This is a genomic window from Marinilactibacillus psychrotolerans (genome assembly GCF_900101525.1).
In the GTDB taxonomy this organism is placed as follows: Bacteria; Bacillota; Bacilli; order Lactobacillales; family Carnobacteriaceae_A; genus Marinilactibacillus; species Marinilactibacillus psychrotolerans.
On record NZ_FMZD01000004.1, the window covers coordinates 76,093 to 102,237 of the forward strand.

Consider the following 26,145-nt stretch of genomic DNA (forward strand, 5'->3'; position numbering starts at 1 on the left):
CTAAATGAATAAAGTATAGAAAGAAGGAGAAGGATCATGGCATATGAAACATGGGCAGATGAATTAAAACAAAATTTTGATGAAACCGTCAGCTGGAGAAGGCATTTACATGAACATCCAGAACCTTCATTTGAAGAAAAAGAAACAGCACAGTTTATTTTGGCAAATTTAAAAGAATTTGGGGTAGAAGACATTCAAACGAATGTGGGTAATGGATATGGAATTGTCGCAAGAATTAAGGGCGCCCATCCTGGACCAACTATTGCGTTACGTGCTGACTTTGATGCCTTAAGAATAAAAGAAGAAGCGAATGTTCCTTTCAAATCAAAAAAAGAAGGATTCATGCATGCTTGTGGGCATGACGGACATACGGCTTCACTCTTGAGCGTCGCAAAAGTGTTAGTTAATCATAAAGATGAATTAAAAGGGAATGTTGTTTTACTTCACCAGAATGCTGAAGAAGTTTTACCTGGAGGAGCCAAGTCAATGGTCGAAGCAGGCGCTTTGGAAGATGTGGACTATGTATTTGGTATTCATTTAGGAGCTACGCAGGAATTAGGGAAAGTCTACTATAATTATCGTTTTGGATCAGCCAATTCAGATACCTTTAGATTAAATATTCAAGGAAAAGGTGGACATGGTGCAGCGCCACATGATACGCATGATGCTTTGACGATTGGCACACAAATCGTGTCAAGCTTACAGCAGATTGTAAGTCGTTTAGCTGATCCCGTTAAACCGGCTGTTTTGACCTTTGCAGGGTTTAATGCTGGTGGTGAAGCATATAACATCATTGCAGATACAGCTGAGATCAAAGGAACGATTCGAACGATGCATAAAGAAATACAGGATCTGATGGAGAGTAAATTAAAATCAATTAGCACAGGGATTGCAGAAGCTTTTGATGCAACATTAGCTATTGATTATGTTAGAGGTTATCCATCGATTCAAAATGATCCAGCACAAGTGGAAAGAATTAAACAAAAATTTTCAACCGTATTTACAGAAGAGCTTATGGAAGAAGAAGTAGAAGGATCTATGGGGGGAGAAGATTTTGCTTATTTCTTAAAAGAAAAGCCAGGGGCATTTTTAAGAGTGGGGGCAAAATTTCCAGAAGATGAGTCTCCATATCCACATCATCATCCTAAATTTGTGATTCATGAAGACTCTTTATTAAGATCTGGAGAAGTATTTTTAGCCATTATTGATGAATACCTTAGTTAGAAATTTAAAGTATAAGATACGTTTGTACGAAGCAAAGGGGAGGAAAATATGCAAAAATTTATCACGAAACGACTGCTGACTGCTATTCCAGTATTGATTATGATTTCGATGGCTGCTTTTCTAATGGTGAATTTGACGCCTGGGAATCCAGCGGAATTATACGTAATGCCAGATGCGACTGCAGAACAAATTGCTGCTACTGAACGTGCTCTGGGATTAGACCAACCCATGCCAATTCAATATGTTCGTTGGTTAGGAAGAGCCTTAACACTGGATTTAGGCAATTCATTTTCAACTAGATATCCTGTATTGCCCATTATCCTTTCTAGATTAATTCCAACTGTTGTTCTGATGGGCTCAACATTATTGTTTTCATATATCATTGCGATTCCGCTAGGGATTATTAGTGCAAGAAAACAAGGAACTTGGATTGATAATCTACTGACAGGAGGATCCTTTATTGGTGTATCAATCCCTAACTTTTTCCTGGGACTTGGATTGATTTATATCTTTGCTGTTCGGCTAGGGTGGTTACCGACTGGGGGAATGACAGAATTAGGTGGAAATGGCGGTTTCTTTGAAGTACTCAAACATCTTGTCTTACCCGTTATTGTCCTTTCAGCATTCTATATAGCCAACATGTCGAGATATATGCGTTCCACAATGATACAAGTTTATGGAGAAAATTATATGCGGACAGCTACAGCAAAAGGATTAGCTTCAAAAACGATTTTAACCAAACATGGATTAAGAAACGCTATGATTCCAGTTATTACAATTATTGGAACGGATTTGCCTAGATTGGTCGGGGGAGCAATCGTTACAGAGCAAATTTTCCAGTGGCCGGGTTTAGGACGACTAACGATCACGGCGATTCAGCAACGGGACTATCCGATCTTGATGGCCGTTACGATGCTATCTGCTGTAGTCGTTTTAGTCGCTAACTTGTTAGTAGATATTATGTATGCCGTAGTTGATCCGCGAATTAAATATAACTAATGAAAGGGAGAGAGTAAATGGCTCAAAATATAGGTAGTAACAATAAAACAGAGTCACTTTTCCGCATAGCTGATACTGCTAACCGGGTAAACTTCCCTGGAAGTTCGGATGAACAGATTGTAACGAATGGCGACAGTTACGTTAAAACGATCGCTAAACGGTTTTTTAAGAATAAAGTCGCTGTAATCAGCTTAGCGATCTTCATAGCAATGATTTTAGTTGCAGTCTTTGCGAATCAGCTTTCACCATATGCGAGAGATGCTTCTGTAGGAGGGTTTCGATCTGCACCACATGGGAATTATTTTTTAGGAACAGATGATATAGGTAGAGATACGTTGACGAGATTAATTCATGGAACACAAGTCTCTATGATTGTCGGAATATGTTCTGTTGCAATTTATGTAGTAATTGGAACATCTCTAGGTCTGGTGTCAGGTTACTTTGGTGGCATCATTGATGCGATTATCATGCGCGTGACAGAGGCATTTATGTCTTTTCCATTTTTCTTAGTCATTTTGACTTTGGTTTCACTACTTGGATCAGGAATATGGGTCGTCACAATTGTCTTAGGGGTCTTGAGCTGGCCACCTTTATGTAGATTAGTTCGTGGGCAAGTTTTAACGTTGAAAGAACAGGATTTTGTGCTGGCAGCTGAGGCAACTGGTTATTCAACATTTGGAATTATGTTTGTGCATATCTTGCCAAATGTGATTTCACCCATTTTAGTTAATGCTACTTTTGGGATTGCTACAGCGATTTTAACGGAAGCATCCCTTAGCTTCTTAGGTGTGGGAGTACAACCGCCTAGGCCAAGCTGGGGCAATATCTTGTCGCAGGCTCAATCGATTCGCGTGTTGACTTCTGAACCGTGGCGATGGGTACCAGCCGGTATTTTGATTTTTGTAGCGGTACTTTCCATTAATTTTATCGGAGAAGGTTTGAGAGAAGCAATCGAGGGCGAGAATAAAGGATAAAATGCAAGATCATTAACGAATTCAAACGATTTAATAAAAATTGGTTTAAAGGCAAATTAATTCATAGTAGAACACAAGCTTTATAGTTGTTTAATTCATAGTTAAAAAAAAGAGTTAATTGGGGAAGTCTATTTAAAAGGGGAGAAAATTCATGTCAAATTGGAAAACAAGATTTAAATTTGGAGCAACAATCTTTGCATCGACGGTAGTACTTGCAGCTTGTGGGGATTCTGCAGTTCCAGGACCAGATGATGCTGCTGGAGGAGCTGAGGGAGAAAGTAGTGTTCCCCAAGCAAAAGAAGGAGATACTAGTACTTTAATGGTTGGATTAACAAATGCTCCGGATAGTTTTAATCCATTTTATGCACCAGGAATCTCTGGGAAATGGATTCAACGGTTTATGTATGATAGTTTACTTGTCATGCCAGAAGCAGACTCTTGGGATAGTGCGTTAGCATCAAGTTTTGAAACAGAAGATAATCAAACTTTTACCATTGAAATTGATCCAAATGCTAACTGGACAGACGGGGAACCTGTTACAGCAGATGATGTAGCCTTTACCTTGAATGCAATTGCTGATCCGCAAATAGAATCATCATTGGGAACGCGTATTGCAATGATTGAAGGAACAGATGAATCTGGTATCTTAGAGGAAGGCGCAGAATCACTCTCAGGTGTAGAAGTAACGGGAGATAAGTCATTAACAATTAAAACGAAAACACCCGTTGATATCGCATTGATGAAAGAATTTGTAGGGTTTGATGTTCTAATTGCACCGCAGCACATTTTTGGAGAAATGGAACCAACTGAAATAGCAAATTCTGAAGCAGCAACCCAACCATCTGTATTCAGTGGTCCTTATAAATTTGTAGAGTATGACAATGATAATTACGTACAGTTAGAAGCAAACGAAGATTATTATAGAGGCGCACCAAAAATTGAAACTATTTATGGAAGAATTATGAATGGTACAGCAATGGTCACTGAATTCCAAGCTGGTAATCTGCATATGGCTGCAGGTGGCGGTATTGGTATGGTACCGATCCAAGATATTTCACTTCTAGAAGATATTGAGGGATTAGAAGTAAAAGAAAATCCAAGTTTCAATGGACAATATATGATCATCAATAACGATAAATTCCCAGATCCAGAAGTACGAAAAGCATTTATTCATGCAATAGATCGTCAATTGACTGTAGATAACTTGCTAGAAGGACGCGGAGAAGTATTATCTAGTATGTATACCTCAGCGAGTCCATATCATTCAGATGAGATTGAGCCATTGGCGTATGATCCTGACCAAGCTAAACAAATGCTGGAAGATGCTGGATTTGATTTCAATCAAACACTTAAATTTGGCGTACCAACAGGGAATGCTGTCAGAGAACAAAATGGTAACTTGATCCAACAAGCACTAACGGATATTGGAGTCAAAGTTGATCAACAGAATTATGACTTCCCGACATGGCTGCAAACAGCTCAAGACTTGGATTATGATATTGGCCTAATGGGATATGGACATACAGTTGATCCGAATGTGTCCACTTATATTCAAACAGGTGCAACATCAAACAACTCAGCGATTGCTGATCCAGTGATTGATGATTTATTAGCTAAAGGGAATGAAGGAACGAGTGTTGATGAAAGATTCCCAATCTATGAAGAGCTTCAACAATACATGCAAGACCAGGCTATCATCGTTCCATTGTATTCAGATTCTCAATTCTCAGTTCAAGTGGATAACTTGAACGGTGGAATTAATGAGTACTGGGCAGGATCATTGTATAACGTTCACGAATGGACACTAGATCCACAAGAATAATCAATTAAAGGATACTGAATGTAATCGTGAAAGGACGTAATGAATGACTACGTCCTTTCATAAAAGTAGGAAAAGGAAAGATAGAGGTGAACAAAATGGATAACACAAATGTGCTGGAAATTAAGGATCTGGCTATTTCTTTTAAAACCTTTGAAGGTAAAGTCCAAGCTGTTCGAGGGGTGAATTTTGAACTGAAAAAAGGAGAAACATTAGCAATCGTTGGCGAGTCAGGTTCGGGTAAATCTGTTTCTACCAAAGCAGTTAACCGATTGTTACCTAAAAAAAATTCGATTATCGAAAGTGGTCAGATACTATTTGAAGGCAAAGATCTATTAACCATTTCAGATAAAGAAATGCAAGAGATTCGCGGTAATGATATAGCTATGATTTTCCAGGATCCAATGACCTCTTTAAATCCAACAATGCAAGTGGGTCGGCAAATCGCTGAACCGATGATTAAACATCAACATCTATCAAATGAACAAGCTAGAGAAAAAGCGATAGAATTAATGCGATTAGTAGGGATTAGAAATCCTGAACAGACCCATAAACATTATCCGCATCAATTTTCTGGTGGAATGAGACAGCGGGTTATGATCGCTATCTCGTTAGCTTGTGAACCTAAAATTTTAATTGCTGATGAACCAACTACTGCATTAGATGTAACCATTCAAGCTCAAATTCTGAACTTGATGAATAATTTGAAACAAGAACTGGATACATCCATTATCTTTATTACGCATGATTTAGGGGTAGTAGCCCAGATGGCAGACCGAGTTGCGGTAATGTATGCAGGCCAAATCGTTGAGATCGGTACAGCAGATGAAATTTTTTATAATCCAATGCATCCTTATACTTGGGGCTTACTAGCATCTATGCCAACCTTGGATGTTAATCAGACGGATCTATATAACATACCAGGTTCACCGCCGAACTTATTACATCCACCAGTTGGAGATGCCTTTGCACCTAGAAACGAATTTGCCTTGGAAATTGATTTTGAACAAGAACCAGAATTGTTCAAGGTCACGGATACTCATTATGCGAAGACCTGGCTACTGCATCCTGAAGCACCGGATGTTACACCTCCGGCAGAAGTAGTTAGACGTAAAGCAAAATATGAAAGCTTATATGCGGAAAAAAAGACCAGTAACCAAGTAGGAGGTGAAGTCGTTGGTAGCAGAGGTTAAAGAGAAAAAGCCGATAGTTGAAATCTTCGGATACAAACAGTATTTTAATGAAGGTAAAAGAAATGAAGTTAGAGCAGTAAACGATGTAAGTTTTAATATATATAAAGGAGAAACATTTGGACTAGTTGGAGAGTCTGGTAGTGGCAAGTCGACTACAGGACGGGCACTGATCAAACTGGGAGACATTACAGGTGGACAAATCCTTTATAAAGGTCAAGATATTACTAAGATTAAAGGCCGGGGAAATCTTTTAGATTTTCGTAAATCAATGCAAATGATTTTCCAAGATCCTTATGCATCATTAAATCCGAGAATTACAGTGAAAGATATTATTGGTGGCGCCCTAAAAGTTCATGGTCTCTACAAAAATAGTAGTGAACGCAATGAAAGAGTGTATGAATTGCTTGAACAAGTAGGATTGAGTAAAGAATTTGCTAACCGCTATCCAAAAGAGTTTTCTGGAGGACAATGCCAACGTGTTGGAATTGCAAGAGCATTAGCTGTAGAACCGGATTTTATTATTGCAGATGAAGCCATCTCAGCGCTTGACGTATCGATTCAAGCACAAGTAGTCAATTTATTAAAAGAACTCAAAAAGGAAAATAACTTAACCTATCTATTTATTGCGCATGACTTATCCATGGTGAAATACATTAGTGACCGGATAGGGGTAATGAATAGCGGTCGAATACTTGAAATTGCTGAAGCAGACGAATTGTATCAAGCACCGCTTCATCCTTACACGGAATCTCTTTTATCAGCCATACCAACGCCTGATCCTGAGTTAGAGCGGAACCGAATCCGAACTGAATATGATCCTAAGTACCATCAATATGAAGATCTGAGTAAAGTTGGATTACATGAAATTGCTCCAGAACATTATATCTACTGTCATCAGGACGAAGTAGAATTGTATCGCAAAAAACGTGATAAGTTACTAAGAGAAGGACAGAAATACGCATAGATAAATGAATTTAAAAATATGGAGGCTGGTTTTAAGTATGATCTTAATGAAATCTAGGATAAATTCTAGAGTTTAAAAGATTGCTTAAAATCAGCCTTTTTATATATAAATTTGTAAAGGTAAAATATGATCAGAAAGTAGGCAGCTTTATATATGGATATATTAAAAAGTAAATTGCAAGATGTGATAGATAAAAGGATGACTGAATTTTACGATTACCTAAGGCTTGATTCGGTTTCGACTCAAGATAGAAAAATTCCTGAAACAGTTGAATATGTCAAAAATATGCTTGAAAAAACTGGTGGAGAAGTACAAGTCTTAGATGATCTAGGTGGGAATCCGGTTGTATATGGATTCTTTCCAGCAGGAGAGAAAGGGAATAAAGATAAAACGTTACTGTTCTATAATCATTACGATGTTCAACCAGAAGACCCCATTGATGAATGGGAGAGTGCACCCTTCGAGCCGACAGTAAAAGATGATATTCTTTATTGCCGTGGAGTTGCTGATAATAAGGCAAACTTAATGGTAAGATTAAATGCCATTCAAGCTTTACTAGAGTCAGGAGAAGGTTTGTCTTGTAATGTTAAATTTTTAATTGAAGGAGAAGAAGAGAATGGTAGCCCATCCTTAGGCGGATACTTAGAGAAATATGCTGATCTATTCAAAAGTGATGCCTGTATTTGGGAATTCGGTGGGAAAGATGAAGATGAAAATTATGTTATTGAAGCCGGAATTAAAGGCATGGCTTATTTTGATTTATATGTTGAAAGTGCAGATGTGGATATTCATTCTTCGATTGGAGCAGTTGTAGACAATGCTGCCTGGAGATTAACCCATGCATTAGCAAGTTTGAGAAGTGCGGATAACCAAGTCTTAGTAGAAGGGTTTTACGATGATATTACACCGCCTACTGATTTTGAAAAAGAAGTTGTTGCCAGAAAACCATTTGATGACGAGAAGACAAAGGACCTTTATGGATTAAAACATCCGCTTATTACAAAAGATTTAGATTGGACACCAAATGAAGCTCTAGCTTTTTACCCAACAATGACAATCTGTGGATTTATTTCTGGGTATACTGGTCCGGGAACCAAAACTGTTTTACCTAGAGCTGCTTCAGCAAAGCTGGATTGTCGCATTGTTCCTGGGCAGGATCCAGAAAAGATTCATAAACTGATTAGAAAGCATTTAGACAAAAATGGTTTTGAAGAGGTTAAACTAGACCTGATTAAAGCACAGAAAGCATTTCGTTCGGATTTAAAAAATGATTTTGTGGATACCGTAGTAGAATCTGCTAAGAAAGCTTATGGGGAAGGAACAGATGTAGTGCTGTCACCAAATAACGCTGGAACGGGACCAATGTATAATTTTGATAAATATTTGAGTTTACCTGTTTTAAGTAGTGGCTGTGGCTGGGCTAATTCAAAAGCGCATGCACCAAATGAATCTGTTCGTCTAAAAGATTTCTTCGAAGGAACGGCTCATATGGTGTATCTACTACAAGATTTTGGAAAGTAAAGGAGGCATATAGTGAAAGAGATAGCAAAAGCAAAAATTCAAGCAACAGCTGAAGAGAATCAGAACCTATTTTTTGAATATTTAAGATTAGAGTCTGTTTCCACACAAGGAAGAATGATTTCAGAAACCGCCGAATTTGTAAAACAGCTGATTGAAGATTTTGGTGGAAAAGCTGAATTATTAAATGATCTTGGCGGGCATCCCATTGTTTATGGATTTTTCCCAGCAGGACAAAAAGGCAATTCAGAAAAAACGCTACTATTTTATAATCACTATGATGTTCAGCCAGAAGATCCTTTAGAGGAATGGAAAACAAAGCCTTTTGAACCAACGATCATTGATGGCGTGCTTTATTGTCGCGGCGTATCGGATAACAAAGCAAATTTTATGGCTCGATTAAATGCTATTCAGCTTTTGAGTGAATCAGAAGAAGGCCTTCCTTGTAATGTGAAATTTTTAATTGAAGGAGAAGAAGAAATCGGTAGTCCAACTATCGATTTGTACCTAGAGAAACATGCAGATTTATTTAAAGCAGATGCTTGTATTTGGGAATCTGGAAGTAAAGATAACGAAGAACGATTTAATATCGATGCGGGCATCAAAGGGATTGCTTATTTTGATGCTTGGGTAGAAAGTGCAGATGTAGATATTCATTCTTCAAAAGGAGCAGTGGTTGATAATGCAGCTTGGAGACTAATGCATGCGTTAAGTTCGCTCAGAACAAAAGACCATCAGGTTATCATTGATGGATTCTATGAGATGATGACACCACCAACTGAACTAGAAAAATCATTTGTTGAAAAAACGCCCTTTAATGGAGAAAAATTAAAAGAAAATTATGGATTAAAACACCCTCTGATTGTAGAAAATTGGAATAGAACACCTCAAGAAGCGCTGATTTTATATCCAACGTTAACCATTTCTGGATTATTATCCGGTTATACAGACCCAGGTTCTAAAACGGTATTACCAAGAAAAGCACAAGCAAAGATTGATGTACGCTTAGTACCAGGTATGGATCCAGAAAATGTCTATGAAATCATTAGAAACCATTGGGATCAACAAGGATTTAAAGATGTTCAGTTAAAGCTGCTGACAGGAGAAAAATCTTTTCGAACAGATCTGACCGATCCCTTTGTGGATATTGTACTGAATTCAGCGAAAAAAGTTTATGGGGAGGAGGTAGTCTTAACACCTAATTCTCCAGGGACTGGGCCAATGTATGGATTCGGGAAATACTTAGGTGTGCCGATTTTAGGGAGTGGAACTAGCTGGGCCAATTCTGGAGCACATGCGCCAAATGAAAATGTCAGATTAAATGATTTTTATCAAGGAATTGAACATATGGTACATCTAATGAAAGACTTCGGCTCAAAAAATTAAAGATAAAGGAAAGCCCTTTGGGTCAGGTGAGACGAACTGATCTTAAAGGGCTTTTTGTCACCTTATAATTTAATAATAAGCTAGAGATGCAAGAATCAGATAGCTTCTTGCATCGGATCGCTGCCGGTCTCTGACTCAGGTACTTGTGTCAAGACAAAGAATCCAATCAGGAATAAAATAATTAAACTAAACACGCCGTAATTTGATTGCCCCGTAGCTTGTGTAATAACGGCCACTAAAGCTGGCCCGATAATAGAAGCAAATCGTCCGAAAATATCGTAAAGCCCAAAAAATTCACTTGCTTTATGTTTAGGAATAATCCGTCCGAAATAAGCTCGACTTAAAGCTTGAATACCACCTTGAGAAGTAGCAATCAACATAGCTAAAATCCAGAAATCTATCAGCGTATTCATAAAGAAAGCATAAGTACAAACTCCTATATATACCGTGATTGCTACATAGATCATTGTTTTTCCTGGAAATCTGTCAGCTAGTCTTCCATAAAGAATAGCAAAGGGAGCAGCCACAACTTGTACGGCAAATAAAACAACCAGTAAATCAGTTGAAGCTAAACCTAAATCTTTACCATAAGCTGTAGACATTGAGATAATGGTTCCTACCCCATCAATGTAAAACATATAGGCAATCAAGAAAGTAAATGCTGCCCGATAATGCTTAAGCTGCTGAAAGGTACTGAGTAATCTTTTAAAACTGCTTTTGATTAATTGTGGTCTGCGGGGAACCCCATGAATCTGTTCCACGTTTCGAATCATCGGTAAACTAAATAATCCCCACCATAAAGCCGTTAATATAAAAGCAAGCCGAGTAGCATTGACAGTAGAAACAGGAATTAATTCATTTTGAGCGAGTAATATCAGGCCAATACTCATAATAAAAGGAATACTACTGCCAATATAGCCTAGACTGAATCCTCTTGAAGAAACACGATTCATCCTGTCGGGTTCGGTTACATCTACTAAGAAACCATCATAAAATACATTAGCGCCAGACATACCGATTGAAGCTATGGCGTAACCAATTAGTAAAAGGATCCAGGAGGAATGAGGAACGAGCGCAAGGCTTAAAGTCCCTAGTACACCAAGTGAGAAGAACGTGAGGAAAAATCGTTTTTTAAATCCTTTAATATCAGCCATTGTACCAAGTAAGGGGGAAAGAAGCGCAACGATAAAAGTGAAAATAGATATGGTATAACCCAAATAGGCAGTAGAATTTGCATCAGAAACACCCGATAATTCTGCAGCGCTACTATAATAAATTGGAAATACAGCAGTCGTCACGATAATAGAAAAAGCCGAACCGGCCCAGTCATAAAACATCCAGCTATGTTCAGCTTTTGTATAGCTTATTTTCATAGTATGGTTACCCCTTTTTACGTAGTGCCTTCATTCTATCAAAGAAAGGCTATTAATAGAGAAAATTAATCAATATTTAGCCTAAAGTTTACATAAGCAAACTCTTTTAATAAACAGAAACACAAAAGTGAAATGTAGCAGATAAAAGTAGAATTGAATTTGTTAACTTTATGTGAACATTTTGTAAAAGATAATGAAAAGTAAGGGATTTTAAGTGAGCGAATTTAAAGAATATGTAAGCGGAATCTTTTCGGAGTTATTCGGAGATTTCCGAACAATTTATTAAGTAATTAGTAATTGGTTTCGGAAATAAATCTCGTTTGAAAAAGCAGATTAAAAATCAGGTGTTGAATTCATTTATTTATAAGTGCAAGTGAGATTAGAATCCTCTAATTTGTAAATTTTTTGTTCATTTATTGTAAACGAACATTTAAGATAGGGATGGAGACTCTGAATTCGATGGTTACCATATTGAATAAGCATTCCTATGTGTAACTTCAAGTTATCCATAACCAAAAATATGTAACGACTATACGGAGGGTATAAAATAGTGGATGTACAACAAATCATTTTTCAGTTCTTAGGCGGACTGGGTATTTTCCTTTTTGGATTAAAATATATGGGAGATGGCCTGCAAAGATCAGCTGGAGATAATTTGCGTGATATTTTAAATAAATTTACATCAACACCTTTTCGAGCGGTTCTAGCAGGAATCGTTGTAACAGTATTGATTCAAAGTAGTAGTGGGACAACAGTTTTAACTGTTGGTCTTGTAAGCGCTGGATTTATGAAATTGAAACAAGCGATTGGGATTGTGATGGGTGCGAATATTGGAACGACAATAACAGCCTTTATCATTGGTTTTGATATAGGAGCCTATGCTTTACCTATAATTGCAGCAGGCGCACTTTTACTCTTTTTCTTTAAACGCCCGTTTATCAATAGCCTGGGCCAAGTAATCTTCGGTTTTGGAGCATTATTTTATGGGTTAGAATTAATGGGAGACGGTTTACGCCCACTTGAAAATCTAGAAGTTTTTACAGATGCAATGGTAACTTTATCTCAAAATCCTATTCTAGGAGTTGTTTCGGGTACGCTATTTACATTTATGCTACAGAGCTCATCAGCAACGATTGGGATACTTCAAGAGTTATATAGTCAAGGGAGCATGAGCTTAGATGCGGCACTACCCATCTTATTTGGAAGTAATATCGGAACAACGATTACGGCAATTCTAGCTGCGATAGGGGCAAGTGTAGCGGCAAAACGTACATCAGCTTCTCATGTGATATTCAACTTGTCAGGTACCATAGTTATCCTTTTACTTCTGAGTCCATTTACCAGTCTTGTTAGTTATTTGTCAACACAATTAAGCTTGAATGCTGCGATGCAGATTGCCTTTGCTCACGGGATGTTTAATGTATTTAATGTGCTTGTTCAAATGTGGTTCATCAGTCAAATTGCTGCTTTAGTGACTAAACTGGTTCCAGGAGACGATGCATTGATTGAATATGATTCTTCTAATTTGGACTATTCAATTATTCAAACAGCTCCTTCAATTGCCTTGAATCAGGCAAAACTTGAAATTGAACAAATGGGTGAATTCGTTTCAGAAGAATTTAAATCTATGTTTGATTATTATAAAAATCAAGATGAGAAAAGTCGATTGAATACTTTGCAACTTGAAGAAGTTGTGAATAAAATAGATGGGTATCTTACAGAATATTTGATGTTGATATCGGTTGAAGATCTTCCTTTACAGAATTCAACGGAACATGCAAAATTAGTAGATGTAACGAAATACCTTGAACGTATTGGAGATCATTCAGAAAACGTCATAAAAAATATTCAAGAAGCTGTAAAAGCTAATAAAAAACACAATAAGAATAATAAAGATAAAGTTGAGAAAGTTTTTTATGATGACGATTTGGTAAAATTGTTTGAATTAGTAGAAGAAAATATTAAAGATGCAGTAGAATCTTTCTCTACAGATAGTTACGCACTAGCGGGGAAAGTATTAAAACGAGAAAAGGATGTCAATAAGCTTGAAGACGATATCCGTAGTAAGTTTATTGAGCGATTGAATAAAGGCGTTGGCTTACCTTCGGATGGTATTTTGTTTGTAGATATTGTTTCCAACTTGGAAAGAATGTCGGATCATTCAACGAAAATTGCGAAACATACTTTAGGAATGCGTTATCCATTCCAGAAACAATCAAAAATACCAAGACATGGGTATTTAAAAGAGGTAGCAGAGCCAATTGAATTGCCTTAATATAATTAAAAAGCAGCGACTTTTCTGAAAATAGAAAAGCCGCTGCTTTTTTTATTACTTTATTTGATTACTTAACGTACCAATATTTGATATAGTTGCTTCAACTAAATCATTTTGAGATAACCAGTTTTGTTCATCGTTTGGTTTTGCTAAAATAACTCCTTTGGGCGTACCGGTAAAAACCAAATCTCCAGGTTTTAAAGTAAGATGTTTGGATAAATAACTGAGAATAGTTGGGATATCAAAAATCATCTCTTTTGTATTTCCATTTTGAACAATTTCATTATTGACTTTTAAGTTAACGTAAAGATTATTTAAATTAGGGATCTCATCTTTTGTAACAATATTGGGACCAATTGGTGCAAAATAATCTAACGTTTTTCCAAGCATCCATTGCGAAGATTTCCTTTGTAATTTACGGTCAGTCAAATTATTGCCAACTGTGTACCCAAATATACAGTCAAATACATTTTCTTTCTGGACATTTTTCATTGTTTTTCCAATAACCACAACGAGTTCAGCAGAATAATCTACTTGTCTAGCTACAGGCGGAATCGGAATATCTTGTTTATGAGCAGCCAAGGTATTATTGAATTTATTATATAAAACAGGGTTTAAAGGTATTTCTCCATCCATTTCTTTCACATGATCCAGATAATTCATACTAACACATATAATTTTCTCTGGATTTTGAACTACAGGAAGAAAAGTAATCAGATCTTTTTGTTCAATAAATGTTTCAATCGCTACCCCTGAAGCATCTAATTGTTCAATTAAATCTTTTAGCTTCATTAATTGCTCGTTACTATTTTCGATCACTGAATCCATAGTATATTTAGTAGGTTTATTGAAATAGCTACTGAGCTTTGCTACGTTTACTAAACCGTGCGTTGTCTCAATACCAAGCTGAGTCGTAAGGGTGGAATTCTTATGGTAGTATTGAACGAGTTTCATTATTTTGGCTCCTTCTGTGAAGCGTTTTATATTCTGTCAAATCATTATATCGAAAAGATTCAAAATATAGAATTATAATGAATCAGTGATTGAATTTTTCTTGCTCATACGGTTAGTTTGAAGTATGCTAAAGAGAAAGAATAAGTATAGGTAGACTAAAAACGGAGGTTTCACATGGCTAATAGAAATAAAAATATTGAAGTAGAAATTAAAGAAACAACGAACCAGTCAGACTCGTTGACAGAACTTGAAGTATTAGTGAAAAATAAAGTGATAGGAACCGTTAGACAACCATTAGATGAGCAAGTTGCGGTTCGGTATAAAACAGAAAAAGAAATGACGGCTAAAACAATTGATGAAGGGATTCAAATGATTATAGCTGAATACAATTTACACGATCAGTAAAAAATTGAGCAGCCTTTTAAGAGAAGTTTCCGGTTAACCAGTTAATTGGGTTAAATACCGTAGATCTTGGCTTAAAAAGGCTTTTTATTTTGCTCTCTTTCTGCACGCGTTCTTAATAATGCCTTTCGATATTACTTAAAGAGTACTCTGTGATATGATAGTAAAAAGAACTGTTAACAGTTAACATAAAAAGGAAGTGAAATAAAATGGAAAAAATGGAAAAATTCGAAGAAAAAGTTCCTCATAAAGAAAAGCTGATACGCTTAATTCGTATATTGAAGTCAAATTGGGAACGAGCTGAAGTTGCTCAAAGTGCTGCAGAGATGGCCTATTTCCTGTTATTATCTTTATTGCCTGTATTATTGGTTATCGCAAATGTTATTCCTCTGCTTCCTATGGCTACTAGTGACGTATTAAGTTTTATGTCTGATTTGATTCCCACCGATATTTATAATGTTTTAGAGCCGACAATTGAAAGTTATTTACAAAGTGCTAGCGGAGGGGCCATTTCTTTTGGTTTGCTGGCAGCTATCTGGTCATCCAGCCGAGTGATTAATACCTTAAGAAACAACTTGAATGATGTTTATGGTGTTGTTCAAGAAAACAACTTTATTGTAGCTAGAATTATTTCCGTATTAGTCATGATGGCCATTCTAGTCGTCATTGGTTTGACCGTGTTCCTCTTTGTATTTGGAGAACAAATACTGAATCTTGTACAAAATTTTGTGGGGATAAGCATGCCGTTTATTCAGGAATTTTTAGTTTTAAGATATGTTGTTTTAATTGTTATTTTGTTTGCTGTTTTCTTCATAGTCTATCGATTTGTTCCAAATCATAGTTTATCTATCAAATATTCTTACCCGGGAGCATTATTTACAACGATTGGCTGGTTAGCTTTAGTGCAAGGTTTTTCATTCTATCTTAATTTTGCTGGGGGAGATGCTGTAGCAAATGCAACGTTTGGAGCTTTCATCGCCCTAATGCTGTTCTTGTATCTGTCTAGTATAATTATTTTATTAGGCGGGTTACTCAATGTGATTATTTTTGAATGGCAGCGCCAGGAATCTGTTCCGCAATATGAATCGGAATTAAAACACCAAGAACAGCTGAAAGACACTTCTTGGGAAGGTTATCCAAGTGAATCCGATACTGTCATTATGAAAAGAAAGCTTTACAAAGTTAATCGATTAAAAGAAGACGAATTAGAGGATATCCACGAAAAAGAAGAAATAAAAGAGAATAACTGATAATTTAAGAATGAAAATGAAGTAGCGGTTTAAGCTTGCTTCATTTTTGTTTTGTCCTCTTTTTCTTTTAATACAAATGGATTATAATAGTAAAAGACGATTTAAGTGAGAGGAACAATTAAAAATGAAGTTTTATTGTCACCCTACATGCACTACCTGTAAAAAAGCTCAACAATGGCTAGAGATCAATCATATTGATTACACATTTATTAATTTAAAAGAAACGGCACCCTCAAAAGAAATGTTAATGAAACTAATGAAACAGTCAAAGCGACCCCTAAAACAATTTTTTAACACAAGTGGCCAGCTATATCGACAGTATGAACTTAAAGATAAAGTTTCGGATATGTCTATAGAAGAAGCGGCAGAATGGCTTTCAAAAAATGGAATGCTAGTTAAGCGTCCCTTAGCTATAAAGGAAAATAATTTTACCATAGGATTTAAAGAAAAAGAATATGAAGCAGTATGGCTATCAGCAGAAAAGGAGAACACAAAATGACAGTGAAGTATCATGAATCAGGTATATGGATCGAAAAAACAGGTGAAAATTATAGAATCGGTTTATCTGAAAAAGGGCAAGATGATATTGGCGAAGTGATGTTCGTAGAATTACCGGAATATGGCACAAAGCTAGAAGCAGGAGATGTACTATTAGGAGTTGAAGGAGCAAAAGCCGTAACCGAACTGACCATACCAGTAGCCGGGGAAGTAAAAGCTATTCACGAAGAAGTAGAAGATGAGCCCGAATTACTGAACTCTCCCGATAAAAACGAAAATTGGATTATTGAAGTTAGTGGCGTAGATCAAGCTGTCGTAGACACATTTGCAAACGATCCTTGGGAAAGTAAAAAATAATCTTGACATCCTAAGTATAGACTGATAATATAAAGACCACTTAAAACAAATGAATTTAATAGAAATTAAATGCGATGAAAAGAAGAGTACATCCAAGAAACATTCAAAGAGAGCTGTGGTTTGGTGAAAAGCAGCAATGCAGGCGGGATGGAAAATGATCTTTGAGCAGATCAGGTGAATGATCATTCACAAGCTTGGTCCGGGTGCATCCGATAAAATGCCACAGTATACAGATAAGGTAAAATGTCTAAGTACTGGATGAGGTGATATACGTGAGTATATGACGAATAAAGGTGGTAACACGAGAGCTAAAGCTTTTGTCCTTTGGAATCTATGATAGGATTCTATAGGACAGAAGCTTTTTTTGTCTGATTTTATAAGTCAAAATAATATTCAGAAACAAAGTACTTGTTTACCACTACTTTTAAAGGAGGAAGCAGCATGATTGAATTAAAAGAAATCAGAAAAATTTATAAAACTAAACAAGCGGACGTTACGGCGTTAGACGATGTTAATATTGCAATACAAGATGGAGAAGTTTATGGAATCGTGGGGTATTCAGGAGCTGGAAAAAGTACTTTACTCAGACTGTTGAATGGGCTGGAAAAACCAACAAGTGGCGAAGTCTCACTAGCAGGAAAAGCTTTAAATACTTTGAAAAACTCGACATTACGTAAAGAAAGACAAAAAATCGGGATGATTTTCCAGCATTTTAATCTGCTATGGAGTCGAACGGTGTTGGAAAACATTCTTTTCCCTTTAGAAATTGCGCGTGTATCTAAAGTAAAACGAAAACAAAGAGCCTTGGAATTGATTAGATTGGTAGGACTTGAAGGAAGAGAACATGCCTATCCTTCAGAATTATCCGGTGGTCAAAAACAGCGTGTAGGAATTGCTAGAGCGCTGGCTAATGATCCTACCGTACTCCTTTGCGACGAAGCCACTAGTGCATTGGACCCGAAAACGACGGAAGATGTTTTAGAACTTTTACTAGATATTAATAAAAAGCTGAATTTGACGATTGTATTAATTACCCATGAAATGCAAGTGATCAGAAGAATTTGTGATCGGGTAGCTGTAATGAGTGAGGGGAAAGTCGTAGAAGAAGGTCAAGTTAAAGAAGTCTTCAAGAATCCTAAAGAAACTATTACTAAACAATTTATCAGACAAGATACGAATATTGATGCAGAGGATACCATAACCATTTTACATGAGCTAGCTCGGAAATACCCAGAAGGAAAAGTTGCTCGGTTGGTTTTCTTGGAAGATCAAGTCAGAAGTCCTTTTATTTCTAGAATATCAAGGGAATATGATGTGGATATCAATATCATTCAAGGAAGTGTGCAAGAGTCACAAGATACGTCACTAGGCTCATTATACGTGCAGATTACCGGTAGCACTGAATCAATAGAGCAAGCTTTGCAAAAAATCAAAGCGTACCATATAGAAATCGAGGTGATCGATTATGCGTAAAGAAGAGAGTTTTATAGAAATCATCCAGTCCTATATGAACTGGGAAGAAGTAGATCCTGCCAAGTTATGGACGAACACATTAGATACGTTGTATATGACGTTTGCTTCTCTTGTGGCTGTATTACTTTTAGGATTAATTTTAGGACTAATATTATATGAAACAAATAAAAGAGAAGGAAAACTTGCAAAAGTCATCTATTATATTACGACCCTTTTTGTGAATGTTTTCCGTTCAATTCCGTTTATTATACTCATTGTTCTACTCATTCCATTTACACGAGCACTATTAAATACAATGACAGGTCCTACTGCTGGGCTGCCAGCATTGATTTTATCAGCAGCACCATTTTATGGCAGACTTGTTGAAACGAGTTTTAGAGATGTAGATAAAGGCGTTATTGAAGCAGCCGAAGCTATGGGTGCCAGCAAATTCGAAATCATCACTAAAGTGCTCATACCAGAAAGTTTACCTTCATTGATCTCAGGGATTACCGTAACGGCTATTTCGTTGATTGGTTTCTCAGCAATTGCCGGGATTATTGGGGCAGGCGGCTTAGGGAATATGGCTTATCTGGACGGATTCCAGCGAAGTCGTAATACGGTGACCTTAGTGGCAACAGTTACGATTGTAGCGATTGTTTTTGTACTTCAAGCCATTGGAGACTTCATCGTTAAGAAAATTGATAAAAGGTAACATAATACTATGTGGGAATAAAAAACAAAAAAAAACAAAAAATTTGGAGGAAAAGCAAATGTCTAAATCATTATTAAAGAAAGTTCTTTTATCAGCAGGAGCGGTCGCACTGCTAAGTGCATGTGGTAACGGAAGTGATTCATCTAATGAGGAATCAAGTGGAAATGCAGGCTCAGAAGAAACAAAAACTTTAACAGTCGGAGCAACGAATACACCTCACGGAGAAATTTTGGAATTTGTTAAGCCGACTTTAGAAGAAGAAGGCGTAGAATTAGATATTGTAACCTATACAGATTATCCACTGATCAACCAAGCACTTGCAGATGGGGATTTAGATGCGAACTACTTCCAGCATGTTCCATATTTTAATGCAGAAGTAGAAGAAAATGGATATGACTTTGCCAATGCTGGTGGAATTCATATTGAGCCAATCGCAGCCTATTCACAACGCTATGAAAAATTAGAAGACCTACCAGAAGGTGCAGAAATATTGGTCAGCAGCAATGCTCCCGATTATGGACGCATTTTAGAAATCTTGCAAGACCATGGATTAATCAAACTTAAAGAAGGCGTAGACATTACAGAAGCCACATTTGATGATATTGCCGAAAATGAACGCAACCTTGATTTCCAGTATGATTATGATCCAGCGCTGATGGTTCAATTATTGAACAGTGATGAAGGCGACGTCGTATTTATTAATTCAAACTTTGCAGTAGATAATGATATCAATCCAGTAGAAGATTCTATCGCAATACAAAGTGAAGATTCTCCGTATGCCAACATTATAGCCGTACGTTCTGAAGATGCAGAAAATGAAGCAATTCAAAAATTAGTAGACGCATTGCATAGTGAAGAAACACAGGACTATATCTTGGAAAATTGGGGCGGATCAGTGGTCCCTGTTTCTAAATAATAGTGACTAGTAAGAAGCAAACACAAAATAATAAATGTGAAATCAAATAATTTACTTTTTAAAATTAAGTATTTTTATAAAACACTTTTAAAATTTTAGTTATCTATTTTCTAAATCTGAAGTATGCTATGATTGAATGAATTAAATGTAAGGAGTGAGTTGTATGCCAATCGTTCACATCGATATGATCAAAGGGCGCAGTGATGAGCAAAAAAAGGGATTAGTGGAAGATATTGTTAAAGCGGTGGAAACTCATACAGGCGCTAAAAAAGATGCCATAACGGTCATTATTAACGATGTTGAGAAAAACAATATTGCAACTAAAGGCGAGTACCAAGGATAGTGTCTCACTATTTTGACTTACAGCAACTTTTTTTGATCCAGTTATATGAACTTAAACACTGTTCAAAACTAAATAAAAGACATTAAGAAATAGTGCAGTTCAGAGTGTTTATTCTGAATGTGCACTATTTCGTTGTTTAAGCAAGAACAAAAAATTATAAGATAATCAGATTCAAGGAGTGGATACAATGCAGATGAGTTTTAAAAAAATTGGATTAGTACTAGGACCATTATTATTTTCTTTATTTTATTTCATCCCTTCGATTACAGGTCTAGATAGTGCACCTCGAGCCGTACTTGGTGTAACCGCTTGGGTGGCGACTTGGTGGATTACAGAAGCGTTACCCATACCTGCTACCTCTCTTTTACCCATTATTTTACTTCCTTTGACAGGTGGAGCAGACCAAGCTACTGCAACAATGGCTTATGGGAACCCTATTGTATTTATGTATATGGGTGGGTTTACCATTGCGATAGCCATCGAGAAATGGAATTTACATAGAAGAATCGCCATGTCGATTATCTCTATTCTAGGCACAAGCAGCAACCGAATTATTCTAGGTGTCGGACTTGCCACAGCTTTTTTATCCATGTGGATTTCAAATGCGGCAACAGCTTTGATGATGTTGCCAATCGCGATTGCGCTGATTACAGAAATCAAAGAGAAACAATTCTTTAATGAAAAATCCATGCAGAATTTTTCAAAAGGATTATTATTAATGGTGGCTTATTCAGCCTCTATTGGAGGGTTAGCTACTATCGTTGGTTCAGTTCCCAATGCTGCCTTTGTTGCCATCGCAAATAGTATGCTCAACCAGAATATTACATTTTCTGATTGGTTCTTGTTTGGGATTGTAGTGACAACGGTTTTAATGATTGTCCTATATTTTTACATTACAAAAATTAAGTTTCCAGTCAAACAAACTGGAGAAATTTCTTCAGATTTTGCTAGACAGCAGTTAAAAGACCTTGGACCAATGTCTATAGAAGAAAAAATGGTCTCAATCATCTTTTGTCTAATTGGTTCTTTGTGGATATTCGGTGGATTTTTGCCCTTTGAATTATCTGATACCACCATATCTATGACTGGAGCAGTTCTGTTGTTTATGATTCCGAGTTCAAAAGGCGGCAGAATTCTAGACTGGATCGATATGAAACATCTGTCTTGGGGATTACTGTTGTTGTTTGGTGGAGGCTTGTCCTTAGCAGCAGCGTTTGAATATTCTGGATTAACAAGCTGGTTCGGTGATATCTTATCTAACCTGGAACAGTTTAACTATCTGGTGATCTTGATCATTCTAACCGCTACAATTCTATTTATGACAGAAATCATGTCTAATACAGCAGTATCAAATATGTTGATGCCAATCAGTGTAGGATTAGCTGCAGGGATTGGGGTAGCGCCTTATGGCATCATGGCAGTGGTAGCATTAGCTTCATCCTGTGCCTTCATGCTGCCAATTTCTACACCGCCTAATGCCGCAGTCTTCAGCACGAATGAGTTGAAAATTGAAGATATGGTTAAGGCCGGATTCTGGATGAACATGGTGAGTATTGTAGTCATTGTACTTGCTGTCTATTTCCTACAGCCAATCCTGTTGAATTTTTAAAAATAAACGATTATTAAGAAAGTTCTGAGCATTTACTTAAGCGGTTCACTTGAGTAAAAAATTGTTCAGAACTTTTTGCTTTGTAACGATGATAGTAGTTTGAAAATCCTTTAGGTAAAAGATTCGTAGGGAAGATCGCTAGAGTTCCAATGATATTTACAATAAATTTACATAAGTTTACATTAAATACACATAAATTCAGTAATGAATCAACATTCAGCTTGTAATATAGGAACCGAGGACAAGGAAGACTGTCTATCACACATTAAATCAAAGGAGATTTAAAATGAAACTTAAGTACGCATCTAAATGGATTATGGCACTAAGCGCAACAGCATTATTAGGAGCATGTGCAGATGGAGGATCTGATGACGATTCTGGAAATTCGTCTGAAGAATCGTCGGGTGACTTTGATACTTCTAAAGGAATTACTGTAGTAGCGCGTGACACAGCTTCAGGTACTCGTGGAGCGTTTAACGAAATTACTGGAGTATTAGTAGAAGATGGCGACACTGAAACAGACAATACTGCTCAAAGCGCAATTATCCAAAGTGGTACTCAAGGTGTGATTACTGCAGTATCTGAAGACGTTAACGGAATTGGCTACATTTCACTAGGTTCTTTAAATGATTCTGTTGCAGGAGTAATGATTGATGATGTGGAACCAACACATGACACAGTAGCTGATGGTTCTTACCCAATTGCTCGTCCATTCAACATGGCTTACGGTGAAGATTTATCTCCACAAGCTCAAGAATTCTGGGACTTCATCTTTAGTGCTGAAGGTCAAGCAATGGTTGAAGAAGAAGGATACATTCCTGTAGAACCAGATGCAGCTGAATACGAAGAAGCTGAAGGGATTGAAGGTACAATCAGTCTTGCAGGCTCTACTTCAGTAGAACCTGTTGCTACAGTAATCTCTGAAGCATTTAAAGAAATATATCCAGATGTTGTCTTTGAAATCTCTGCTACAGGATCAAGTGCTGGGATAACTGCTGCACAAGACGCAACTGCAGACATTGGTATGGCATCTCGTGAATTGTCAGAAGAAGAAGCAGCTAATTTAACGGTTGAAGCGATCGCTAATGATGGAATCGCAGTAGTCGTTAATAATGATAATCCACTAGAAGGATTAACTTTAGATCAAGTTCGTGAAATCTTCACTGGTGAAGTAACGACTTGGGAAGAGGTAATGGAATAACCTTTATTCCTGCACAGATATAAGATTCTAACTAAATAAGTTTCCCCTTATAATAGATCTTATTAAGTTTAAATAGTTGGTTTACAATTGAATAAATTGAAATGAGTACTAGAGGGGTGGAACCGAATTGAGTTCAATTCGGTTCCATACCTTTTTTGCGTGTATATTATACAGTCAAAGATAAGTTAGTGGCCGGTATAGATTTTGTCGGTCTTATTAGTTATGATGAACAAAAGCACGTATCTTATCATTGTTCTGGAAAGGATGCTTAATATTGAAGAATAGTAAAGAAATGATTATGAAGGGAATCTTTTTTCTTTCGGCTTGTTTCTCTATCGTTGCACTATTATTAATTGTAGTGTTTATTTTTGCTAATGGTGTGCCATTTATGCTTGATTATGGATTCTTTAAGTTCATTTTCGGTATGGAATGGACACCTACTAATTCACCAGCTTCATATGGAATTTTTCCAATGATTATTGGATCCATCTACGTTACTTTAGGTGCTGCCGTCGTTGGAGTGCCCATTGGCGTAATGACCGCAATTTTTATGGCAGATTTTTGTCCGCCATTTTTATATAAAATATTAAAACCAGCTGTAAACTTAATGGCTGCTATTCCGTCTATTGTCTACGGATTCTTTGCTTTACAAGTTTTCACCCCACTAATCAGACAATATTTTGGCGGCAATGGATATAGTGTCCTTACAGCTTCGATTTTACTTGGGATTATGATACTGCCAACAGTCATTAGCCTTTCTGAATCAGCTTTACGTGCTGTACCGCGTACTTACTATACAGGGAGTATTGCTTTAGGGGCGACCCACGAAAGAAGTATTTTTAGAGTATTATTGCCAGCGGCTAAATCAGGTATTATATCCAGTATTATTCTGGGAATCGGTCGCGCAATTGGTGAAACAATGGCCGTTGTATTGATTGCCGGTAATCAGGCAATTATTCCTGATAGTCTTCTTTCCGGTGTTCGTACGTTGACTACGAATATTGTCATCGAAATGGCTTACGCAACGGGCGAACATAGAGACGCTCTGATTGCTACAGCGGTTGTATTATTCGGATTCATTCTACTGATCAATTCAATCTTTCTATACTTTAAAAACAAGGAGGCGAAGTATTAATGAGTGCAAAAGTCATAAGAGGATTCGTTTATCTGTCTGCAGCGATAACATTTGGAATGTTAGGGTATGTCATTTTCTTTATTCTAATTAATGGAGTCAGATTTCTTACGCCTGACTTGTTCGCCTGGAATTCTACCTCAGAAAACGTTTCTATGATGCCAGCAATTATTACTACTTTATATGTAGTGGGCGGAACCTTATTAATTACAACTCCAATTGGCGTCTTTACTGGATTTTATCTTGTTGAATATGCGAACCGTAAAAATCCAATTGTTAAAGCGGTTAGTATGGCTACCGATACATTAGCGGCAGTTCCTTCAATCGTATATGGATTATTTGGATTTTTATTCTTTGTAACCTTCTTAAGCTTTCGTCTATCCTTGATCGCAGGGATTTTGACATCAGTGATTATGTCACTTCCATTAATTATTCGTGCAACTGAGGAAGCCTTGGTCTCCACCGGACGTCCGATTAGAGAAGCTAGTTACGCACTTGGAGCTGGTAAGCTAAGAACAATCTTTACGGTTGTACTCCCGGTTGCTATGCCTGGGATTCTTTCAGGTGTTATTTTAGCTACTGGACGTGTAATCGGTGAAACAGCAGCACTCCTTTATACATTAGGCTCTGCTTCTAATATTCCAGGCGACTTGTTCAGTTCAGGTAGAACACTCGCACTGCACATGTTCGTATTGTCTAACGAAGGGTTTCATGTTGATCAAGCCTATGCTACAGCAGTTGTCTTATTACTGTTTGTCTTAATTCTGAATGGCTTATCTACATTAGTTAGTGCCCGTTTATCTAAAGGAGGAAAATAGATGTCTACACCAACATATAAAATGGAAGTAAAAGACTTGAAATTATGGTATGGAGATTTTCAAGCCTTACATGGATTGGACTTAGCCATTCCCGATAAAAAAATCACAGCATTTATCGGACCATCCGGTTGTGGTAAATCTACTTTTATTAAATCACTAAATAGAATGAATGACTTGATCGAGACTTGTCGGATCGAAGGAACCATTGAGTTAGATGGTAAAAATATTTATGATCATAAAACAGATGTCAACCAACTCCGTAAAAAGGTAGGAATGGTGTTCCAACAACCAAACCCCTTTCCAAAAAGTATTTATGATAATATAGCATATGGACCACGTACACATGGAATCAAAAACAAAAAAGAACTAGATGAAATTGTTGAGCGCAGCTTAAAACAAGCCGCAATATGGGATGAAGTGAAAGACTATTTAGATCGAAATGCCCTTTCTATCTCAGGAGGACAACAACAAAGAATCTGTATCGCTAGAGCCTTGGCAGTTGGACCGGAAGTCTTGTTAATGGACGAGCCCACTAGTGCCTTGGATCCAATTTCTACAGCTAAAATCGAAGAATTGGTTTCAGATTTGAAGTCAGAGTATACGATCGTTATGGTCACACATAATATGCAGCAAGCTTCCCGTGTCTCTGATGAAACAGCCTTTTTCTTGAATGGTCATATCATTGAACATGGTGATACCCGTAAAATCTTTACAAACCCAGATCAAGAAGAAACAGAAAATTATATTTCTGGTAGATTCGGATAATAGCAGGT

General features: G+C 37.0%; 24 protein-coding genes and 1 other annotated feature. Of the genes, 22 read left to right on the forward strand and 2 right to left on the reverse strand.

The window, feature by feature from the left end; all coding sequences use genetic code 11:
• Positions 1–36: 36 nt before the first annotated feature.
• The 8 genes from BLT22_RS03240 (at position 37) to BLT22_RS03275 (ending at position 10,077) form a co-directional block, all read left to right on the forward strand.
• Entirely contained in the window at positions 37–1,224 is a 1,188-nt protein-coding gene (locus tag BLT22_RS03240) for an amidohydrolase (protein WP_091760646.1), read from the forward strand.
• Between the two features lie 48 nt (positions 1,225–1,272).
• Positions 1,273–2,223, forward strand: coding sequence for an ABC transporter permease (locus tag BLT22_RS03245; protein WP_087058687.1), 951 nt, complete (start codon positions 1,273–1,275; stop codon positions 2,221–2,223).
• 17 nt (positions 2,224–2,240) lie between these two features.
• On the forward strand, positions 2,241–3,197 hold the full coding sequence (opp4C, locus tag BLT22_RS03250) for an oligopeptide ABC transporter permease (protein WP_091760649.1): 957 nt from the start codon (positions 2,241–2,243) through the stop codon (positions 3,195–3,197).
• A 151-nt stretch (positions 3,198–3,348) separates the two neighbouring features.
• A complete protein-coding gene (locus tag BLT22_RS03255; RefSeq protein ID WP_091760652.1) occupies positions 3,349–5,019 on the forward strand; it encodes an ABC transporter substrate-binding protein in 1,671 nt (556 codons plus the stop codon).
• 95 nt (positions 5,020–5,114) lie between these two features.
• Positions 5,115–6,209 (forward strand): ABC transporter ATP-binding protein, encoded by a 1,095-nt coding sequence (locus BLT22_RS03260; protein ID WP_091760655.1) that lies wholly within the window; start codon positions 5,115–5,117, stop codon positions 6,207–6,209.
• Positions 6,193–7,173, forward strand: coding sequence for an ABC transporter ATP-binding protein (locus tag BLT22_RS03265; RefSeq protein WP_087058693.1), 981 nt, complete (start codon positions 6,193–6,195; stop codon positions 7,171–7,173). Before BLT22_RS03260 ends, BLT22_RS03265 begins: the two co-directional genes overlap by 17 nt.
• A gap of 153 nt (positions 7,174–7,326) precedes the next feature.
• Complete coding sequence (locus BLT22_RS03270) at positions 7,327–8,694, forward strand: M20/M25/M40 family metallo-hydrolase (RefSeq protein ID WP_091760658.1); 1,368 nt, start codon at positions 7,327–7,329, stop codon at positions 8,692–8,694.
• Positions 8,695–8,706: 12 nt separating this feature from the next.
• The gene (locus tag BLT22_RS03275; RefSeq protein ID WP_091760661.1) at positions 8,707–10,077 is read left to right on the forward strand and encodes a M20/M25/M40 family metallo-hydrolase; all 1,371 of its coding nucleotides are present in this window, start codon (positions 8,707–8,709) and stop codon (positions 10,075–10,077) included.
• Positions 10,078–10,172: 95 nt separating this feature from the next.
• Here BLT22_RS03275 and BLT22_RS03280 read toward each other — a convergent pair whose 3' ends face one another.
• On the reverse strand, positions 10,173–11,450 hold the full coding sequence (locus tag BLT22_RS03280; RefSeq protein WP_091760664.1) for an MFS transporter: 1,278 nt from the start codon (positions 11,448–11,450) through the stop codon (positions 10,173–10,175).
• Positions 11,451–12,000: 550 nt separating this feature from the next.
• On the opposite strand from BLT22_RS03280, the gene BLT22_RS03285 reads away from it, so the two are divergent.
• Entirely contained in the window at positions 12,001–13,725 is a 1,725-nt protein-coding gene (locus BLT22_RS03285) for a Na/Pi cotransporter family protein (RefSeq protein ID WP_091760667.1), read from the forward strand.
• Between the two features lie 54 nt (positions 13,726–13,779).
• Here the strand turns inward: BLT22_RS03285 and BLT22_RS03290 are convergent, their stop codons facing one another.
• A complete protein-coding gene (locus BLT22_RS03290; RefSeq protein ID WP_091760669.1) occupies positions 13,780–14,679 on the reverse strand; it encodes a fumarylacetoacetate hydrolase family protein in 900 nt (299 codons plus the stop codon).
• 174 nt (positions 14,680–14,853) lie between these two features.
• Here BLT22_RS03290 and BLT22_RS03295 point away from each other — a divergent pair, with 174 nt between their 5' ends.
• The 13 genes from BLT22_RS03295 (at position 14,854) to pstB (ending at position 26,137) form a co-directional block, all read left to right on the forward strand.
• On the forward strand, positions 14,854–15,084 hold the full coding sequence (locus tag BLT22_RS03295) for a DUF2969 family protein (protein WP_091760672.1): 231 nt from the start codon (positions 14,854–14,856) through the stop codon (positions 15,082–15,084).
• A gap of 206 nt (positions 15,085–15,290) precedes the next feature.
• A complete protein-coding gene (locus tag BLT22_RS03300) occupies positions 15,291–16,331 on the forward strand; it encodes a YihY/virulence factor BrkB family protein (protein ID WP_236048835.1) in 1,041 nt (346 codons plus the stop codon).
• A 124-nt stretch (positions 16,332–16,455) separates the two neighbouring features.
• Complete coding sequence (locus BLT22_RS03305; RefSeq protein WP_091760675.1) at positions 16,456–16,830, forward strand: arsenate reductase family protein; 375 nt, start codon at positions 16,456–16,458, stop codon at positions 16,828–16,830.
• Positions 16,827–17,186, forward strand: coding sequence for a glycine cleavage system protein H (locus BLT22_RS03310; RefSeq protein ID WP_091760677.1), 360 nt, complete (start codon positions 16,827–16,829; stop codon positions 17,184–17,186). Before BLT22_RS03305 ends, BLT22_RS03310 begins: the two co-directional genes overlap by 4 nt.
• Before the next feature lie 65 nt (positions 17,187–17,251).
• Positions 17,252–17,514 (forward strand) — a binding site (T-box leader).
• Positions 17,515–17,627: 113 nt separating this feature from the next.
• On the forward strand, positions 17,628–18,659 hold the full coding sequence (locus BLT22_RS03315) for a methionine ABC transporter ATP-binding protein (RefSeq protein ID WP_091760680.1): 1,032 nt from the start codon (positions 17,628–17,630) through the stop codon (positions 18,657–18,659).
• Positions 18,652–19,353, forward strand: coding sequence for a methionine ABC transporter permease (locus tag BLT22_RS03320; protein WP_091760683.1), 702 nt, complete (start codon positions 18,652–18,654; stop codon positions 19,351–19,353). The genes BLT22_RS03315 and BLT22_RS03320 overlap by 8 nt, the downstream gene beginning before the upstream one ends.
• 58 nt (positions 19,354–19,411) lie before the next feature.
• Positions 19,412–20,269, forward strand: a complete 858-nt coding sequence (locus BLT22_RS03325) for a MetQ/NlpA family ABC transporter substrate-binding protein (protein ID WP_087058713.1) — start codon at positions 19,412–19,414, stop codon at positions 20,267–20,269.
• Positions 20,270–20,432: 163 nt separating this feature from the next.
• Complete coding sequence (thmT, locus tag BLT22_RS03330) at positions 20,433–20,612, forward strand: 2-hydroxymuconate tautomerase (protein ID WP_087058715.1); 180 nt, start codon at positions 20,433–20,435, stop codon at positions 20,610–20,612.
• A gap of 187 nt (positions 20,613–20,799) precedes the next feature.
• On the forward strand, positions 20,800–22,221 hold the full coding sequence (locus tag BLT22_RS03335) for an SLC13 family permease (protein ID WP_236048833.1): 1,422 nt from the start codon (positions 20,800–20,802) through the stop codon (positions 22,219–22,221).
• A gap of 286 nt (positions 22,222–22,507) precedes the next feature.
• On the forward strand, positions 22,508–23,422 hold the full coding sequence (locus BLT22_RS03340) for a substrate-binding domain-containing protein (protein WP_091760686.1): 915 nt from the start codon (positions 22,508–22,510) through the stop codon (positions 23,420–23,422).
• Between the two features lie 292 nt (positions 23,423–23,714).
• Positions 23,715–24,557 carry a phosphate ABC transporter permease subunit PstC gene (pstC, locus tag BLT22_RS03345; RefSeq protein ID WP_087058737.1) on the forward strand — a complete coding sequence of 281 codons (843 nt, stop codon included), beginning with the start codon at positions 23,715–23,717 and terminating at the stop codon, positions 24,555–24,557.
• Positions 24,557–25,372, forward strand: coding sequence for a phosphate ABC transporter permease PstA (pstA, locus tag BLT22_RS03350; protein ID WP_091760689.1), 816 nt, complete (start codon positions 24,557–24,559; stop codon positions 25,370–25,372). Before pstC ends, pstA begins: the two co-directional genes overlap by 1 nt.
• Positions 25,373–26,137 carry a phosphate ABC transporter ATP-binding protein PstB gene (gene pstB, locus BLT22_RS03355; RefSeq protein ID WP_091760692.1) on the forward strand — a complete coding sequence of 255 codons (765 nt, stop codon included), beginning with the start codon at positions 25,373–25,375 and terminating at the stop codon, positions 26,135–26,137.
• Positions 26,138–26,145 lie beyond the last annotated feature (8 nt).

What these genes read in the sequence shown, in the direction of transcription:
- BLT22_RS03300 (WP_236048835.1), top strand. Translation starts at nt 15,291, where the DNA reads ATGGAAAAAATGGAAAAATTCGAAGAAAAAGTTCCTCATAAAGAAAAG.
- pstC (WP_087058737.1), top strand. Translation starts at nt 23,715, where the DNA reads ATGATTATGAAGGGAATCTTTTTTCTTTCGGCTTGTTTCTCTATCGTT.
- BLT22_RS03335 (WP_236048833.1), top strand. Translation starts at nt 20,800, where the DNA reads ATGCAGATGAGTTTTAAAAAAATTGGATTAGTACTAGGACCATTATTA.
- BLT22_RS03245 (WP_087058687.1), top strand. Translation starts at nt 1,273, where the DNA reads ATGCAAAAATTTATCACGAAACGACTGCTGACTGCTATTCCAGTATTG.
- BLT22_RS03325 (WP_087058713.1), top strand. Translation starts at nt 19,412, where the DNA reads ATGTCTAAATCATTATTAAAGAAAGTTCTTTTATCAGCAGGAGCGGTC.
- BLT22_RS03340 (WP_091760686.1), top strand. Translation starts at nt 22,508, where the DNA reads ATGAAACTTAAGTACGCATCTAAATGGATTATGGCACTAAGCGCAACA.
- pstA (WP_091760689.1), top strand. Translation starts at nt 24,557, where the DNA reads ATGAGTGCAAAAGTCATAAGAGGATTCGTTTATCTGTCTGCAGCGATA.
- BLT22_RS03270 (WP_091760658.1), top strand. Translation starts at nt 7,327, where the DNA reads ATGGATATATTAAAAAGTAAATTGCAAGATGTGATAGATAAAAGGATG.
- BLT22_RS03255 (WP_091760652.1), top strand. Translation starts at nt 3,349, where the DNA reads ATGTCAAATTGGAAAACAAGATTTAAATTTGGAGCAACAATCTTTGCA.
- BLT22_RS03315 (WP_091760680.1), top strand. Translation starts at nt 17,628, where the DNA reads ATGATTGAATTAAAAGAAATCAGAAAAATTTATAAAACTAAACAAGCG.
- pstB (WP_091760692.1), top strand. Translation starts at nt 25,373, where the DNA reads ATGTCTACACCAACATATAAAATGGAAGTAAAAGACTTGAAATTATGG.
- BLT22_RS03240 (WP_091760646.1), top strand. Translation starts at nt 37, where the DNA reads ATGGCATATGAAACATGGGCAGATGAATTAAAACAAAATTTTGATGAA.
- BLT22_RS03280 (WP_091760664.1), bottom strand. Translation starts at nt 11,450, where the DNA reads ATGAAAATAAGCTATACAAAAGCTGAACATAGCTGGATGTTTTATGAC.
- BLT22_RS03310 (WP_091760677.1), top strand. Translation starts at nt 16,827, where the DNA reads ATGACAGTGAAGTATCATGAATCAGGTATATGGATCGAAAAAACAGGT.
- BLT22_RS03260 (WP_091760655.1), top strand. Translation starts at nt 5,115, where the DNA reads ATGGATAACACAAATGTGCTGGAAATTAAGGATCTGGCTATTTCTTTT.
- opp4C (WP_091760649.1), top strand. Translation starts at nt 2,241, where the DNA reads ATGGCTCAAAATATAGGTAGTAACAATAAAACAGAGTCACTTTTCCGC.
- BLT22_RS03320 (WP_091760683.1), top strand. Translation starts at nt 18,652, where the DNA reads ATGCGTAAAGAAGAGAGTTTTATAGAAATCATCCAGTCCTATATGAAC.
- BLT22_RS03290 (WP_091760669.1), bottom strand. Translation starts at nt 14,679, where the DNA reads ATGAAACTCGTTCAATACTACCATAAGAATTCCACCCTTACGACTCAG.
- BLT22_RS03305 (WP_091760675.1), top strand. Translation starts at nt 16,456, where the DNA reads ATGAAGTTTTATTGTCACCCTACATGCACTACCTGTAAAAAAGCTCAA.
- BLT22_RS03295 (WP_091760672.1), top strand. Translation starts at nt 14,854, where the DNA reads ATGGCTAATAGAAATAAAAATATTGAAGTAGAAATTAAAGAAACAACG.
- thmT (WP_087058715.1), top strand. Translation starts at nt 20,433, where the DNA reads ATGCCAATCGTTCACATCGATATGATCAAAGGGCGCAGTGATGAGCAA.